Origin of the sequence: Pseudoalteromonas xiamenensis (genome assembly GCF_017638925.1) — a bacterium.
In the GTDB taxonomy this organism is placed as follows: domain Bacteria; phylum Pseudomonadota; class Gammaproteobacteria; order Enterobacterales; family Alteromonadaceae; genus Pseudoalteromonas; species Pseudoalteromonas xiamenensis.
Window position 1 is genome coordinate 248,690 of sequence record NZ_CP072135.1, and the last position, 15,957, is coordinate 264,646.

At 41.7% G+C, this 15,957-nt stretch carries 17 protein-coding genes; 13 read left to right on the forward strand and 4 right to left on the reverse strand.

Annotated features, from left to right (window positions below):
- Nucleotides 1-18 precede the first annotated feature (18 nt).
- Nucleotides 19-1,236, reverse strand: a complete 1,218-nt coding sequence (locus J5O05_RS18900; RefSeq protein WP_208845167.1) for an NnrS family protein — start codon at nucleotides 1,234-1,236, stop codon at nucleotides 19-21.
- Nucleotides 1,236-1,460, reverse strand: a complete 225-nt coding sequence (locus tag J5O05_RS18905) for a hypothetical protein (protein WP_208845168.1) — start codon at nucleotides 1,458-1,460, stop codon at nucleotides 1,236-1,238. The genes J5O05_RS18900 and J5O05_RS18905 overlap by 1 nt, the downstream gene beginning before the upstream one ends.
- A 161-nt stretch (nucleotides 1,461-1,621) precedes the next feature.
- Between J5O05_RS18905 and norR the strand changes: the two genes are divergently transcribed.
- From norR to J5O05_RS18950, 10 genes are all read left to right on the forward strand, one after another.
- Entirely contained in the window at nucleotides 1,622-3,193 is a 1,572-nt protein-coding gene (norR, locus tag J5O05_RS18910; RefSeq protein ID WP_208845169.1) for a nitric oxide reductase transcriptional regulator NorR, read from the forward strand.
- A gap of 175 nt (nucleotides 3,194-3,368) precedes the next feature.
- Nucleotides 3,369-3,839: a bacterioferritin gene (gene bfr / locus J5O05_RS18915; RefSeq protein ID WP_208845170.1), complete on the forward strand. Its 471-nt coding sequence runs from the start codon at nucleotides 3,369-3,371 to the stop codon at nucleotides 3,837-3,839.
- A 3-nt stretch (nucleotides 3,840-3,842) separates the two neighbouring features.
- Nucleotides 3,843-4,325 (forward strand): bacterioferritin, encoded by a 483-nt coding sequence (gene bfr / locus J5O05_RS18920; protein WP_208845171.1) that lies wholly within the window; start codon nucleotides 3,843-3,845, stop codon nucleotides 4,323-4,325.
- A 197-nt stretch (nucleotides 4,326-4,522) separates the two neighbouring features.
- Complete coding sequence (locus J5O05_RS18925; RefSeq protein WP_244370168.1) at nucleotides 4,523-5,587, forward strand: methyl-accepting chemotaxis protein; 1,065 nt, start codon at nucleotides 4,523-4,525, stop codon at nucleotides 5,585-5,587.
- 19 nt (nucleotides 5,588-5,606) lie between these two features.
- Nucleotides 5,607-6,149, forward strand: a complete 543-nt coding sequence (locus J5O05_RS22120; RefSeq protein ID WP_244370169.1) for a methyl-accepting chemotaxis protein — start codon at nucleotides 5,607-5,609, stop codon at nucleotides 6,147-6,149.
- 87 nt (nucleotides 6,150-6,236) lie between these two features.
- The gene (locus J5O05_RS18930; RefSeq protein ID WP_208845172.1) at nucleotides 6,237-6,545 is read left to right on the forward strand and encodes a hypothetical protein; all 309 of its coding nucleotides are present in this window, start codon (nucleotides 6,237-6,239) and stop codon (nucleotides 6,543-6,545) included.
- A 606-nt stretch (nucleotides 6,546-7,151) separates the two neighbouring features.
- Nucleotides 7,152-8,138 (forward strand): alpha/beta hydrolase, encoded by a 987-nt coding sequence (locus J5O05_RS18935; protein WP_482817162.1) that lies wholly within the window; start codon nucleotides 7,152-7,154, stop codon nucleotides 8,136-8,138.
- 49 nt (nucleotides 8,139-8,187) lie between these two features.
- Complete coding sequence (locus tag J5O05_RS18940; RefSeq protein WP_208845174.1) at nucleotides 8,188-9,123, forward strand: alpha/beta hydrolase; 936 nt, start codon at nucleotides 8,188-8,190, stop codon at nucleotides 9,121-9,123.
- A gap of 80 nt (nucleotides 9,124-9,203) precedes the next feature.
- Nucleotides 9,204-9,851 carry a flavodoxin family protein gene (locus tag J5O05_RS18945; protein ID WP_208845175.1) on the forward strand — a complete coding sequence of 216 codons (648 nt, stop codon included), beginning with the start codon at nucleotides 9,204-9,206 and terminating at the stop codon, nucleotides 9,849-9,851.
- Nucleotides 9,841-10,749, forward strand: a complete 909-nt coding sequence (locus J5O05_RS18950) for an AraC family transcriptional regulator (protein WP_208845176.1) — start codon at nucleotides 9,841-9,843, stop codon at nucleotides 10,747-10,749. The genes J5O05_RS18945 and J5O05_RS18950 overlap by 11 nt, the downstream gene beginning before the upstream one ends.
- Before the next feature lie 100 nt (nucleotides 10,750-10,849).
- Here the strand turns inward: J5O05_RS18950 and J5O05_RS18955 are convergent, their stop codons facing one another.
- Together J5O05_RS18955 and J5O05_RS18960 are read right to left on the reverse strand one after the other, a co-directional pair.
- The gene (locus J5O05_RS18955; protein ID WP_208845177.1) at nucleotides 10,850-11,464 is read right to left on the reverse strand and encodes a M23 family metallopeptidase; all 615 of its coding nucleotides are present in this window, start codon (nucleotides 11,462-11,464) and stop codon (nucleotides 10,850-10,852) included.
- A 235-nt stretch (nucleotides 11,465-11,699) separates the two neighbouring features.
- Nucleotides 11,700-11,837 (reverse strand): hypothetical protein, encoded by a 138-nt coding sequence (locus tag J5O05_RS18960; protein WP_208845178.1) that lies wholly within the window; start codon nucleotides 11,835-11,837, stop codon nucleotides 11,700-11,702.
- A gap of 358 nt (nucleotides 11,838-12,195) precedes the next feature.
- Here J5O05_RS18960 and J5O05_RS18965 point away from each other — a divergent pair, with 358 nt between their 5' ends.
- The 3 genes from J5O05_RS18965 to J5O05_RS18975 all read left to right on the forward strand — a co-directional run bounded on the left by J5O05_RS18965 (nucleotide 12,196) and on the right by J5O05_RS18975 (nucleotide 15,933).
- Entirely contained in the window at nucleotides 12,196-12,792 is a 597-nt protein-coding gene (locus tag J5O05_RS18965; RefSeq protein WP_208845179.1) for a hypothetical protein, read from the forward strand.
- A 146-nt stretch (nucleotides 12,793-12,938) separates the two neighbouring features.
- On the forward strand, nucleotides 12,939-14,150 hold the full coding sequence (locus tag J5O05_RS18970; protein ID WP_208845180.1) for a hypothetical protein: 1,212 nt from the start codon (nucleotides 12,939-12,941) through the stop codon (nucleotides 14,148-14,150).
- The gene (locus J5O05_RS18975) at nucleotides 14,143-15,933 is read left to right on the forward strand and encodes an ATP-binding protein (protein WP_208845181.1); all 1,791 of its coding nucleotides are present in this window, start codon (nucleotides 14,143-14,145) and stop codon (nucleotides 15,931-15,933) included. The genes J5O05_RS18970 and J5O05_RS18975 overlap by 8 nt, the downstream gene beginning before the upstream one ends.
- Nucleotides 15,934-15,957: the final 24 nt, after the last annotated feature.

Genomic DNA, 15,957 nt, shown 5'->3' on the forward strand with positions numbered 1-15,957 from the left:
AACTCCAGAAAAATATAATTAACCACGACGCCCATCAATGCGAGGACGAGTCAGAATTGGGAAATAAACCCAGACAAAACAAATAAATGAACTGACCCACAGCGTGCCACTGATGAGCCAAGCAACATGAGGGGAAATAAAAAGCGGTCCAAATGCGCGGATCACTGCGGCAACTAAGCAAACTGCAAACGCGAAATTGATAAGCCAATGAGGCTTCAATGGTCTTGATGTATGACCTAAAGAGACTCTTGCCATCATGGCAAGGATCATCAGCCCAATACCGCCAACTGTGATAAGATGCAGCGCATCTTTGCCATGCGGCAATATAAAAATAAACGTTAAGGCAAACCAAAGTAGGCCAAAGCTTGTGGCAAGATAAGCTGCGTGCAAAGACCAAAGCAGAGGAACGTTAAACACACCAACGTTAAACCATTTTATTGCCCGAAAAAGGTGTAGCAGCGCTGCAACTAAAATCAAATAACCCGGATTCAATGGGCCTGAAAACACATTGGCTGTCACAAAACCAACCAAACCAATCGTAGAAGCGACCAATAACAACTTATCTACTTTTGGTGTTCTGACTTGGTCTTGCAAAGACAAGCCTCGAGCCGTAAAAAAAGGTATGACACGACCACCGATAAGCCCGATTAGCAGGGTAAACATCAATACCGCGATTTGAGTAAACGTGGCGGCAAGTGAATATGCACTAAATGCAATTAACAGTAAAAAACTGATATCTGCGATACAAATTCCACTGAGTACATAAATGAAAATGTAGTTATTTTTCGAGTTAGTAGAAAGCAATACTAAACTAAAGTGACAAATGGCAAACAACCAAAAGGCACTTTGACCCGCGAGCGCCATCAGAATAGGATCAGGACTGACGAGCAGTAAAATACGGGTGACAACCCAAATACACGTGAGCAAACAAAGCGGCAGACCGTTTAATGTCGTTGCTCCAGTCCAGTTCTGAGAAGCGGTGAGCAGAAAACCGACCGCAACCACACCTGCAAACCCAAAAATCATTTCATGAGCGTGCCACAAAGTCGCAGGAAATGCGGCTTGCCATGCAAAGTGTCCAGATAAGATGAGCAGCCAAACCAACATACTACAGGCAGCCCACAGACCACCCGCAAGAAATAGACTTCGAAAACCCAAATTAAAAACAGGCCAACGATGAACATGAAACCAAGGTGCATTTGTGTCGATGGGTTCAACTAAATTAATCGGGCGCATTAACGTACCTCCAAACCGAGTTGATACTGGCAAACGCGACGCACGACGTAACTGATTTTAATGAGTGCAGCGACGATTATCGTAGCAATGTGTGCTGCGATCTGTGATTGCATGGAAAGGAAATTTGCCAGCGGATACGACAACATCACCGAGATACAAAACAGCAAAGTGAAAACAAAAAGGCACAGATTTGCAAAAGTTAATAGCGAATTGGGTAATTGCATAAGTCACCTAAACACAACGATTGATTGATTAGGTATTAGCGAAAGGTGTGCCAAGAAATAAATCATTAAATAACAATGTGTTAAATAATTCATATTTGATAAAAGTGTCAATGTGACCTATTATTTGATGGGTTAAAATTATATAAATGAGTCAAAATGACATGAATCAAGCGCAGCTATCTCGATTACTGACATTCAGTTTGGAAATACATCAACATGTTGCACGTTTATCTAATCGTGATCAGGTTGAACACACTCTCAATGAATTTGGGGAAGTGGTATTGAAATCATTATTCAGTGTGCTCGATGCCGATGCTTTGGCAATATTGTTGTTTGACCAAGGAAAACTCTCACCTATAGCTGTGCATGGTCTACTGCCTGAATGCTTGGGAAGACGTTTTCTAATTAGCGAACATCCACGACTAGAAACGATTTTAAACGCGGATCACGTGGTTCGATTTGACCATGAAAGTACGCTTCCAGATCCCTATGATGGTTTATTGTTGGCCAGTCACGGTGATATTCCTGTTCATGCTTGCATGGGGATAGCGCTTAAACAGCAAGACAAAGTGTTGGGTGTGGTGACCTTTGATAGTTTAGACCCTAGCGCGTTTGAGCATTACCCAGACAGCATGCTCGACATGATCAACGCTACGATTAGCAATGCGCTTAGCACCGTGCTCAATCATGTGCAATTAGCGACGAGTGCAAAACATCAAAGCGCGGTAGTGCATGCAATGACACAAGCCAGTCATGCGATTATTGGCGAACACCCTCTTATGCAAAAGTTAAAACAAGAAATCCGGCTGGTGGCAAGTTCAGATCTGAGCGTTTTAATTACTGGTGAAACAGGCACAGGTAAAGAGCTTGTCGCTCGGCACATTCACCAACAATCCAATCGTGCAGATAATCCCTATGTACAAGTTAACTGCGCATCGTTACCTGAAGGACTTGCAGAGAGTGAGTTTTTTGGTCATCGAAAAGGGGCGTTTACAGGCGCAGATAAGCACCGAGAAGGTAAGTTCCCCTTAGCGGATGGAGGAACCATCTTTTTAGATGAAATTGGCGAACTGCCCTTGTCGTTGCAAAGTAAGTTATTAAGGGTACTTCAAAGTGGTGAAATTCAACCTGTCGGGGCGGATGACACGCACGTTGTGAATGTGCGAATAGTCGCTGCAACGAATCGTGATCTACAACAAGAAGTCGCGGAAGGTCGCTTTCGTGCTGATTTATATCATCGTTTGAGTGTTTACCCTATTCAAGTGCCGCCACTTCGCACTCGCATGAGCGATGTTACGTTACTGTGTGGATTTTTCCTCGAACAATTGAGGAAAAAACTCAATGTTGAGCAATTAGTGATTACGTCGCCCTTAATGTCACGCTTAGAAAGTTATGATTGGCCGGGAAATGTGCGCGAACTCGAACATATTTTAAGCCGAACCGCACTCAAAGCTAAGCATGATGAATGGCAAAGCCGCATGGTCAAACTGTCACCTGCGCATTGTGAGCTTGGTACACACTCAGATTCGACAACGACATTGACGCCGACCCAAACAAATTTACCGCTTAAATCGGCAACGGATGATTTCCAGCGAGCGCTTATTACAAGCACATTGACACAAGCCGCGTTTAATTGGGCACAAGCGGCGCGGTTACTGGATGTAGATAGAGCAAACCTTGTACGCTTAGCTAAACGGTTAAATATCTCGGTGAAGAAATCACTTAAACACTGAGGTTACAATGGCTTATCGGCTTGACTAAAACGGGAATCTAAATCACTCTCAATTATGTTATAAGTCCTTTATTTTAAAAGAGTATATTTAAAATCTGTTAGGTTCATTTCGTTCTTGATTTGCCCATAAAATAGGCTAGGGTTAAGTGGCGCCTGTCTGTCAATTTGGGGGATTTATGCAAGGGAACAAGCAAGTGTTAGTCGAGCTAAACCGCATTCTCACGCTCGAACTTACGTCGATTAACCAATTCTTTTTACATGCTCGTATGTTTAAAAATTGGGGATTAGAAGAACTAAACGAAAAAGCGTATAAAAAGTCTATCAAGGACATGAAACAGGCTGATGATTTAATCGAACGGATCCTTTTTTTAGAAGGATTGCCTAATTTACAACACCTCGAAAAACTGCGGATCGGGGAGCATACTGAAGAAATGCTAAGTTGTGATTTAATGTTTGAAATGGACCAATTACCAGCGCTGAGAGCGGCCATCGCGTTGTGTGAAAAAGAACAAGACTATGTAAGTCGAGATCTGTTGACCGACATTCTGGAATACGAAGAAGAATATGTAGACTGGATAGAGACGCAGCAATCTCTCATTCTAAACATAGGTATCCAAAACTATCTGCAATCCATGCTAGAGGACTAACTTATGCAAGGTAATCAGACTATTATCGACTTATTGAACGCGCAGCTTACGCTTGAACTTACGTCTATGGATCAATACCTTGCCCACAGCAAAATGTATGAGGACTGGGGTATTGAGCAACTGCACCATAAACTCGCGCACGAGTACGAAGAAGAGTTAGACCACGCCAAAAGAATCATTGAGCGAATTTTATTTCTGGAAGGTGTACCGGATACTGCATCCAGAAAGGCAATTCATGTTGGCTGCAATGTAGAAGAAATGTTGGCAAATGATTTAAACGCCGAGCGTGAAGTTGCAGCACATTTGAAAAAAGTTATTTCGGAATGCGAAAAGGCACAAGATTACGTGAGCCGTGAAATCTTGCAAACACTGCTTGATGATACCGAAATGGATCACATCTATTGGTTAGAGCAGCATATTAATATGATAAAACTGATGGGGCTGCCAAATTATATTCAGAGCCAAATGGCACAAGGGCATGAATAACCCACTCGATGTTGTTCGTATCGATTCGGAAAACCACCTAAAAAAGGTGGTTTTTTATTTATAAGCGTTTAAATCTGGTTCTTTAGTCTTAGTTAAATTGCACCTATAGGCTTTTGGGTTGAATCTCACGCAAATTTTTGACAAATGAAAGGCTGATTATACGCTTAAATAAAACAATGCTTTGTCGTTATAAAGATATGCTTAATTCAATTTCTGTTCGTAATCGACTCATCATTCTAGCGGCTGTCCCGTTAATTGCACTTGTCTTTACTACCCTTTTTTCATTGAAAATTATGTCTGGTTTAGTCAACGGCATCGATAGTTTATATGAAGATAGGGTTATCCCATTAAAGCAAATAAAATCCGTGTCCGATGGCTATGCCGTACAAATCGTCGATAGCTTTCATAAATATCGTGCAGCGCAAATAACCGTTGAGGACTTAAAAGGGCAAATAGATGATGCACTGACAAATGCTGAAAAAGTGTGGGGCCAATATAAACAAACCAAATTAACGAGTGAAGAAGCTCGTCTGGTTGATATCAGCGATAGGTTAATGAAAAAGGCGAATACCGAAATTCAAGCGATGAAACTACAGCTCGGTAATGGACAGCTGAAGCAAATGAGTAACGATGAATTTGTGCCTAAACTGTATGGCTTTATGGACCCTTTTTCTGGAAGTTTAGAAGCTTTAATTAATTTGCAATTGGATGAATCAGGTCGCTTTCGCAATGAGGCGGATACCAAAGCAAAAGAAACGCGAATTCTTTTGATGGTAACAATGGCGGTGATGATAGGTGTGTTGATTGTCGGTGCAACATTGATTTATCGCTCGATATTTCGGCCATTGCGCTCCTTACAGCGCACCGTTTCACACATTGCCAGTGAAGCAGATTTACGAAAAGATTCCGAAGTAGTGGGCAGTGATGAAATCGCAGAAACAGCATCGAGTGTGAATGATATGCTCTGTGCATTTAGAACGATTCTCAAAGAGGTCAATGGTGCCTCAATGACGTTAGGGTCTGCAGCGGAAGAAATGCAGGTCATTTCAAATCAAGTCGCGAATACGGCCAGTGATCAGCAGCAACAAACTGAAATGATAGCAACAGCCGTCACACAAATGAGTGCAGCAATCCAAGAAGTAGCCAACAACGCTGAATTAACTGCAGGAAAAGCTACGGATTCGGACGCAGCTGGCAAAGGCTGGTATCGGAAAAATAGCTGCGAATATCGATTCCATTCAAACCCTCAACAAAGTAATTGATGAGAGCACCCAAGTTATTGTGAATTTAAGCGAACAAGCTAACGAAATTAATTCCGTTGTTCAAATGATCCAAGGGGTGGCTGAACAGACGAATTTACTCGCGTTGAATGCGGCCATTGAAGCTGCGCGGGCAGGGGACTCAGGTCGTGGTTTTGCTGTTGTTGCAGATGAAGTAAGGCAGCTGGCACACAATACACAGCAGGCAACGGAGCGCATAAGTGACATGATTCTACGCTTGCAACAGGCATCAAAAACCGCCGTTGGTAGCATGGAAAAGGCGCAGCAATGTGCGTCTACAAGCGTGAAACATTCGGAAGAATCTCAAAGTGCGATTGAAGAAATATCCTATTCCATTACGACGATTGCAGACATGAACATTCAAGTGTCCACCGCAACGGAGGAACAAACCACGGTGGCTGCTGATATTTCAAGGAACATCAACGAGTTTAATAGCAGCATTAAAACCGTATCAGAAAGTTCACGGCAAAATGCCATCGCAAGCCAAGAACTTGCGACTCTCGCGAGTACGCTACAAAGTAAAGTGGCCAAGTTCAAATTGTAGGGATGAGCTTTTTGGCGCTTGTTAAAGCGCCATTGCCTTTAACCGCTGGGATTTTTATAATTAGGTTTTTATGACTAACATCGACGCATGCTAAAAACCTACTTTAGAATTAGTGGCTTAACCAAGTTACAAGCTCTTACTTTCACAAAAGAAGTGCAAGATGCGCAATGCCAAATGCAGCAAGAGCACGCCTATAGTGGCACAGCCCTATTGACCGAGTATTCGATGGACGACATTAACATGTTTATTGTTAGGCAACATGTGCACGTCGAACAATGTGAAATTTTACTCAATGTGCTAAACAACCACACTAATAACGCGTGCAGCGCGCCAAATGTACTTAATCAAATGCTCAAACACATAGACTGTCGCATTACTGTTGAAGTGCAGCAGTAATGGTATTTTGCTTTTTTGCATTACGCTCAACTACCTGTTTTGTAAATGAACCTGTGACGACTAACTCAAGTAATCAAGTCTCTTAAAGCCTTTCATAAAAGCCTATGTTCAATCGCGACTAAACACGATTGTGAATGTTGTTATGGATTTCCCAGTAAATAGAGTTTAGCAAAGGGCATGATTTACTACATTTTTCCTTGAAATGAACCGTGAGTGGGAACCTTGGTACTTGGATTTAAGAACCGAACATGGTTTATCTCTTATAGCAAAACGTTAAATTGAACAATCAGTATGGGCACTTTTCGATAAGGATGCTGTCTTTTACCATATGACTTAGTGTATTGACGTGTCCGACGACAATGAAAATCTACAATTAGCGCTTGTTATTAGATAACCCATTGTTTAGATGAAAGTTTACGTTCCTCGTCGTGTTCCTAAAAATGTACAAGGTTAATCGAGTTTTGTTTTAGCACGCCAATCGGTTTTTCACTGTTTAGCGATTTCCGTTTTTCAATCCATGCATTCAAAATGACATATCAGGCAATCAGTTCGTCATTTTAGGCAAACATTTCTATCGCTCACTTTCTATACTTATCCCCATCGCCAATGCTGATTGCGCAACAAAACAGCTCAGCATTAACAGATCATTTAAGTTTAAGCTTAGGAGCGTTCAACATGAATAAAGTCAACTTCCCCAATACAAATGGCCTTGATATCACCATGGCTGGATTGGTCTTTTTTCCGCAAGATTTCGATGAGTCGAACACTTACCCTGCAATTGTTATTTCTCACCCAGGTGGTGGGGTGAAAGAGCAAACAGCGGGCACTTATGCTGAAAAATTGGCTGAAAACGGCTTTATTGCCCTTGCCTACGATGCGTCTTATCAAGGTGAGAGCACGGGCACCCCGCGTCAATTAGAAAACCCCCACATCCGTACCGAAGATGTTAGCGCAGCCATCGATTATTTAACGACGTTGCCTTATGTAGATAACAACCGCATTGGTGCCATGGGTATTTGTGCTGGTGCTGGCTACACCGCTAATGCAGCGATTAACGACAGACGTATCAAAGCCGTCGGTACAGTTAGCATGGTGAACATCGGACAGATGTTCAGAAATGGGTGGAATAACAACGTAAAAGACAGTGATGCCTTGCCTTATTTGCAAGCGGGTTCTGATTCAAGAACGTCCGACGCCAGCGGTAATGCGACTGCCACCATGCCAATGGCTCCGCTAAAAGAGGAAGATGCCCCTAACGAGGAGCTGCGTCAGGCATGGGAATATTACCACACTGACCGTGCGGCCTATTGCACTGCACCTGGCTTTGGCACTGCCCGAAGCTTAACTCAGCTGGTCAGTTACGATGCGTTCTTCAAAGCAGAAGCATTCCTTACACAACCATTATTACTCGTAGTAGGCAGTAATGCGGGCAGTAAATGGATGAGCGATGACCTAATGGCACGTGCCGCATCCACAGACAAAGCAATGCATATCATTGACGGTGCCAACCACATGGACTTGTACGATGGCGCAGGCGAAATCAAAAACGCTATCAGTGTGTTAGCCCCTTTCTTTGCACGTACTTTAGGTTAATTTCTAGCTCAGAAGAGGCACTGCTTGCCTCTTCTAATAGGTGAATAAGATGAACAGTCAACACGTTACTTTTCAAAATCACAACATGAACTGGCCAATGGCTGCGCAGGTTCTTTATCCGGACAATTTTGACAACAACTTAATCTATCCAACGGTCATCAGTGTACACCCGTTTGGTAGTTGTAAAGAGCAAACATCTGGTGCCATTTACGGTAAAGCGCTGGCCCAAGCAGGTTATGTGGTTATAGCCTTCGATGCCAGCTTTCAGGGCGAGTCTGGTGGCCTGCCCAGATATCTCGAAGATCCGTCACAACGGGTTGAAGATATCAGCCGAGCTATCGATTATGCGGTATCACAGCCCTTTGTCGATTCAAATCGCATTGCGGGTATTGGTGTGTGCGGCGGTGGTGCTTACATAATAAATGCCGCATTAACCGAAAAGCGTTTAAAAGCAGTGGTTGGCATTACGCCTGTGAATTTGGGGCGATTATTTCGCGAAGGTTTTAGCGAATATAACCCACTTGGCGTGTTAACGGCGATGGCAGATCAGCGCACTATCGAGGCAAAGGGTGAAGCTTTACAGGTTAATGAGCTTTTACCACCCTCTCCTACAATCGCAACCGAGTTAGGTCTGACCGAGCGAGACGTTTATGAAGCGACGGATTATTACAAAACACCGCGAGGCCAAAGTAAAGGCGGCGCCACGAAAATGCTATTTTCCAATGCACAACGGATCCTCAGTTGGGATGCGTTTGCGTTCACCGAAACGCTGCTGACTCAACCCGTCATGACCGTAATCGGTAAGAATATCGGGGCATTTGGCGCCTATCGAGATGGTCAGGAAGTTTACGGAAGAGCAACAGCCAGCAAAGACCGTCAACTCGTCGAATTGGATGGCATTTCCCATTACGATTTGTACGATAAAGATGAGCCAGTCACGCTGGCGATGGCGCACATTCTGCCATTTTTGGAAAAGCACCTGTAAAAATAACTAACCGACTAAACAATGAGAGTATGCCGCCCTTTAGTTTGGTCGGCATATCGATTAAAAAGGATCAACCCGTTATGAAGTGGGCGTTAATCATTTCACTGGGAATCGTGCTGGTGATACTTGTTAGTGCCATAGCCGTTGCCTTGTTTGTAACAACAACTGAAAAACGTCAATATTTGGACAACAGCACATTACGCAATGACAATTCTGTTGTTGGTAACAACAATGCCAAAACGGTGGTGATTGTATTTTCTCGTTCGGGCAACACCCACGTGTTGGCAAACCATATTGCGACTTTACATAACGCGGAGGTGAAAGTTATTACTGCGGAAGATTACGCATTAGGTATTCCCGGTTGGATACGGGCACTCTACGATGCCCGCAGTCATGTTACTACTATCACGCCTGAAGCGCTCGATTTGCAACACTATGACACAGTATATTTAGGGGCGCCAATATGGCTCTACAGCCCAGCACCACCGATTTGGCAGTTTGCAAAGAGCAATGTGTTTAAGGATAAGCATGTCGTTTTGTTCAACACGTTTAACAGTAAGTTTGAGCAACACTTTATTGATGAGTTTGAATCACTGGTGAAACAAAACGGTGCGGTGTCGTTTTCGCATCAGGCTATAAACAGGGGCAGAATGGGCAATCAACTCTCTACGCAAGTCATGCTCAAAGTCTACAATCAACATTATCAAGGGGTATCCAATGGTTCCTGACAAAAATGCGGCTACTAGTGGTGAACTGGTTCAACTGGTACAGGAATTTACCCGTAAAGAAGGTGACTTTGAGTCGGGTATTCAAGGTCTGACTATCCATGTTCGCAACGCCCCCACCGAACCCTTACATTGCATATACACACTGAGCCTTGCCGTCGTCTTGCAAGGTGGCAAAGAACTTTTACAAGAAAATGACGTGACTCACTGTCATGCTGGGCAAGCCATGCTCACAACGTTTGATTTACCGGTCGTTTCTCATGTGTCCAGCGCTTCTCGATATACGCCATTTATTGCGCTGATACTAAAATTAGATTACTCACTCATTCTGCAAACCTGTGCAGAGTTAAAACTCTCAAAACCACCGAGAGACATGAAGTTTCAGGCGTTATCGTCTTACGACGTCGACGATGGTCTTTTAGATGCATTAAAGCGATTGCTAATGCTGGAAAAGCAACCTTCGTTAATGGCTGGATTATTGCCGCTCATTGAGAAAGAGATTGTCGTGCGTTTACTCGATAGCCCTCATGGCATGCACCTTCGCCATATGGCTGCATTAGGCTCGCCCAATGGTAATGTACTAAAAGCAGTCACTTGGCTAAAACAGAATTTTGCTCAAACCATTAATATGAACGAGCTGGCTGAACAAGCACACATGAGTGCTTCAACATTCAGGCAACATTTTAAGGCTTTAACCGGCACCAGTCCGCTGCAATATTTAAAAACCTTAAGGTTACAAGAAGCAAGAGATCAAATGCTGGTAAAAGGTGTTGATGCGACACTTGCCAGCAATTTAGTCGGCTACGAGAGTGCTTCGCAGTTCAGTCGAGAGTACAGTCGTTTGTTTGGCCTCCCACCTCAAAAAGACATCCAGCGGTTAAGACAATTACATCAAGTATAACGACAAGATCATGAATACGGTGATGTACAAGGCGCTTTTTATTTTGTTCAACAAAAAGAGTGTATTTGGATCACCATTAGGATGCACTAATTTAAACTGATTACTCATTAAATTGAAGCGCGGTGTACTTTTTACCCGTTGTTAAGCCACAGCTATGCTCTGTGGTGTTCTTAAAGGTTAAAGGTACGGTTTGACCACAAGGCAAACGATTGTAATGTGGCGGCAAATTAGGCCCACAACGCTGGACGTCAAAGTGTAAATGTGGACCGCCACTCTGACCCGTATTACCACTTAACCCAATCACCTCGCCAGCCACGACTTGATCCCCTTGTTGAACCAAAACACCGTCATATCTCAGGTGAAAGTACCTAGCAACGGTGCCGTCGCTATGTTTAATAAATACATAATTTTCTTTTAAATCTTCGCTGTTACCATCTTTAAAACTGGCTTGGATGCTCACTACCTCACCGTTTCTAGACGCAAGTACTTTTGTGCCAATCGGCATCACAAAGTCGATTGCATAAGAACCAACCCCTTGGTTTGCGCCGCGGTAATGCTCCGTTGTGGCATAGATATCCCAGGCTGTACCCACTTCGTAAGGCAATATATAGAGCGAAGTAGCTTGAGGTGGAAATACCGCACAATCGATTTCAGGCGCTGCACTCGCGCTCAGTGAAGCGGCCAATAAAGCCGCTGGAACTAGACACTTTTTCATTGGATATCCTTACTTTAAACATAAGTCGTAGTCTCGATTAGATTGGTTTAAATGAAGGTGAGAAATTTTTAGTAGAAGCCAAAAAAGAAATCGGATCACTTCATCCATTCTGTGGAATGTGGGCTGCCTTGTTCGCTTCTTGCACGATTAAGACAGTAGGTAATGAGCGAGAAGCCGATCTCGGGTTTTATATAATGAAATATTCGTGGTTTGATACGCTTTGTTTTTAAACTTGCTAAAGCGTTGGTACAGGTCTTGAACTGTGTATGTCTGCACTTTTCAATAACTGACCACTAATATTTGCAGTATTTAGACTGTAACGGTGCGCTCGCAATTCTGTTCGAACAGTGTCCAATAATGGTGATTGATTCATAACGTCGCCTTTGTGTGCTGTATATATATACAGTTATAAGTAGTAAAGCTTAAAATATCAAAGAAATGGAACGCTATGTAATGGATAAACATGGCTCGGTTATGTGGTAAAAGAACATATCTCTATGAAGTTCATAGAAAAAATAAATTACATAGCGAGCCGGGTAAGGCTCGAATAAGTAAAGTCTCGTTTTTGCTGAACACTTTTTTAGTTGTCTGAACAAAAAACAGTTGATAACTTATTGCTATAAATAAAAAAACGATTTATTGGCGGAATAGTATTGGATTGTGGATAACTTCCTTAACCGAGAATCTCGCTAATGCGCTGTTAGCTACATAGGTGTAATTTAGGAGTCTGTATGAAACTTTTATGGTGGGAAAAAACTGTAGAATATTATTTTATTCAAAAGTATGTAGATCTCAGAACTTTTGTAGCTCCTTTAGATGGTAATCATGAAAAAGCAGGTGATGCAATTTTTGCAAATGCATCTAAATGGGTGCTAATTGAATTTAAACGTGACATCGATAGCGTCAAAGATGAAGAAGCAAAGTTTACTAACTTTAAAGCTGCTAAAGCAGAACTTGAGCCTTTTGGCTCTCATCATTTCCTAATATATGGTGAACCTAAGAGCGGCAACAAAGATATAGATTTAGTCACACAAGAATATTTTTCTGGTTTCAAAGTCGATATCGATTTAGCTTTAAGTTCAGGTATATCAAAAGACAGTTTTATTAAATATATCAACGCATTTGTATCACACAAGAAAAATAGTGAAAGCGGTGCCGGAAGCTTTGGTCTTGTGGCTGGGGTAAGTCAGGATGCAACCGTTACAAAGTGTATGTCCCTTCTTGAATTTGCTGAAGCAGTTAAGCTAGAGCAAAAATTACAACAAAAAATTAAACAAGAGCAAGAAAAAGCCAAGCAACAAGTTCAAGCAACTCGAATGAGAATGTAGCTAACAAACGCATCAACGCGAGGACTAATAAAGCTTGGCTTGGTTCGTGCCTCACCAGTTTTAGCCAAGCTTTACTAGCCCGTTATGCGGGCGTTAGGTGCCAAACTAGCACTGGCGAAACAACAAACAAAGGGATGTAATGCTTAATGTCAGATAGAATTGCAGATAGCACAATTAAAGGATTTTTATATCAATTTAATAAAACTATTCTTGAGATAGCTAATGCGGACGATGAGGATGTAATTACTGTCGAAGGTGTTGTAGAAGACGTAGATGTTCTGTCCGCCAGTGGCGAGCTGGAAGCCATTCAATGCAAATATCATGAGTCCAAAGAAAAATTCACACCAAGCCTAATATTTAAGCCTTTGCTCCAAATGGCCGAAGCGTACGACAAGAATCCAACAGCAAAGATTAAATACACAATTTTTATTTATGTCCCGAATGAAACTCATGGCGAGAGAAGTATTGAGCTTTCAACCCTAGACTCTGCGTTAGCGACCACTGATAAATCACTATTAAAGATCGCATCTAGGATCTCAGGAACATTCGATAAGGATGAATTCTTAAAGAATACAAGGATTGTTTTTGGCCCTTCTTTGGATGAAATCGAAGATAGCACGAAGGATGCTCTAGAGTTGCTCGGAATTCAAGGGAGTGATGTTGGTACTTTACTTTACCCAAATTCGATATCAATAATTGCGAAATTGTCGAGCACTAAAAATGAAGCCGATAGACAGATAACTAAGGCAAAATTATATAGCTACCTTTCAAACGCCACACATACAGCAATATCTAAATGGACGCTAGCACTAAAAAATCGGAGTGAAATACTTAAACGTATCAAACAACAGCTCTCCAGTTTTTTCTCTCAAAACAGCCGAGACAGATATTTTTATATTAACAAAAATGACATTGATGATTATGAAGAGAAGGTTGTTGTATTTTTCGGGAATTACATAAAGAAATACTATTCGAAACCGAGCCATCTCAAGGCACCTACATTCATTATTAATGATAATTTTTACGCAATCAGGGATCTTGAGTCTCGATTGTACAAGAAGGGAATAAAAGCAAATACAGGGCTTATTGGAAACGATTTTGAAGTCGATCATTTTTTCAGAGACCCTATGAGAATAATAATCAGAAATAATATTGAAGAGCGTGAATTCGATCTTAGGTTATTAGCAATGGACGCTGAAAAAGAAGCAATAAATCATAGAAAAGGTGATGACTTGTATTTGGTTAGCAGCGAGACTCCTAATAATATTGAGCTAACGGATGTGAACTTTTATCAAGTTGGAACAAGCAACTTTAACGAACTTGAATATGTAATAGGGATGAGAAATAGCCATGAGTAAAGTTGGACACGTATTATCAAGCTCGCCAGATAAGGTAACAATTGGAATTGGTAATCTTAAGACACTAGAAGAAAACAAGACTGATTTACAAGTTGGTAAATTCCTAAAGATTGAAGATGGTAATCAGAACTATGCAGTTGCCATTGTAAACAATTTGACGGCTCAAAAATCAGAAAAAGATGGTGCTGTCGAATGGAGCTTTGTGATAGAGGCTTCACCAATCGGAGCTCTAATAAATAATGACGATAAACTTGAATTTAAAAGAGGAACTCAAGTTTTGCCTGTCCCTACGGAGATTGTACATACCTTTGGTACAGAAGATCTTTCCCTAATATTTTCAGATGATAGCAGCTTTGGATTTGAGATTGGTCGCCTGTCAGGCAACCCTACCGTACCGTTTTGTATAGATGGTGATAGGTTTTTTGGCAAACATATCGGGGTGGTGGGGTCTACCGGATCTGGCAAGTCGTGCGCTGTGTCTAGTCTCATTCAAAATGCAGTTGGTATCGCCAATGCAAAAAATTCGAATAGAGAAAGTCAAAAAAACTCACACGTTATAATTTTTGATATTCACTCAGAGTATTCGTCAGCCTTCACCGTTGATGAAAGTGAAAAATTCAGCCTAAACAAACTAGATGTTGATAATCTGAAACTCCCATATTGGCTAATGAATGCTGAAGAATTAGAGTCTATTTTCATAGAAAGCAATGAGCAAAATTCACACAATCAGCTATCCCAGTTTAAGCAAGCCGTTATTTTAAATAAAGAGAAACATAATCCAGAGTTGGATAAAGTTACATATGACTCTCCTGTGTTTTTCAGTATTGATGAAGTTTATAACTATATTTACAACAAGAATAATTTAACTGTTTATGAAAAAAACTCACTAAAATACTTTGCAACACTTGATGAAGAAATTGAATATGACGAAGAGCGTCTATGGCATAAGATTAACTTTTTATCATCAACTGGAAATGCGAAGCATGAAACTCTTGGTGCAAAGGTTTCAAAGGAGGGAGGTTTTAATGGTGAGTTTGATCGGTTTATTTCACGACTAGAGACCAAGTTAAACGATAAGAGGCTGGCCTTTTTACTCAAGCCTGTTAAAGACGATGGTACAGCGTTTAAAACGAATGGCTTCAGTGAAGTAATTAAACAGTTTTTAGGGTATATCGATAAATCCAATGTTACTGTTGTTGACTTGAGTGGAATACCATTCGAAGTTTTGAGCATAACCGTAAGTCTTATATCTCGATTGATGTTTGACTTTGCATTCCATTATTCGAAGATAAGGCATTCTACAAATCAAACCAACGATATTCCTTTTTTGATTGTGTGCGAGGAAGCACATAACTACATTCCAAAGACTGGCGGCGCCGAATTTAAGGCTTCTAAGAAGTCTATTGAAAGAATTGCAAAAGAAGGGCGTAAATACGGTCTGAGCCTAATGGTTGTGAGCCAACGCCCGTCAGAAGTGTCAGAAACAATTTTCTCACAGTGCAATAATTTCATCGCGATGCGACTTACAAATAGAGTCGATCAGAACTACATCAAAGCTTTGTTGCCTGATAGCTCAAGTAGCCTTATAGATTTGCTGCCATCGCTCAACCAAGGCGAAGCCTTTGTTGTTGGTGATTCTGTAATTATTCCAAGTCTAGTTCAGTTGCCAAAGCCAAATCCTGAGCCTAAGTCTGCAAGCATCGATACTTACAAGGAATGGGCTGAAAGTTGGAAAGATATTACGTTTGATAAAATAGTAGAAAGGTGGAGAAAGGAGGGCTAGGTGTGAAGCACCTAACAAGCAGCT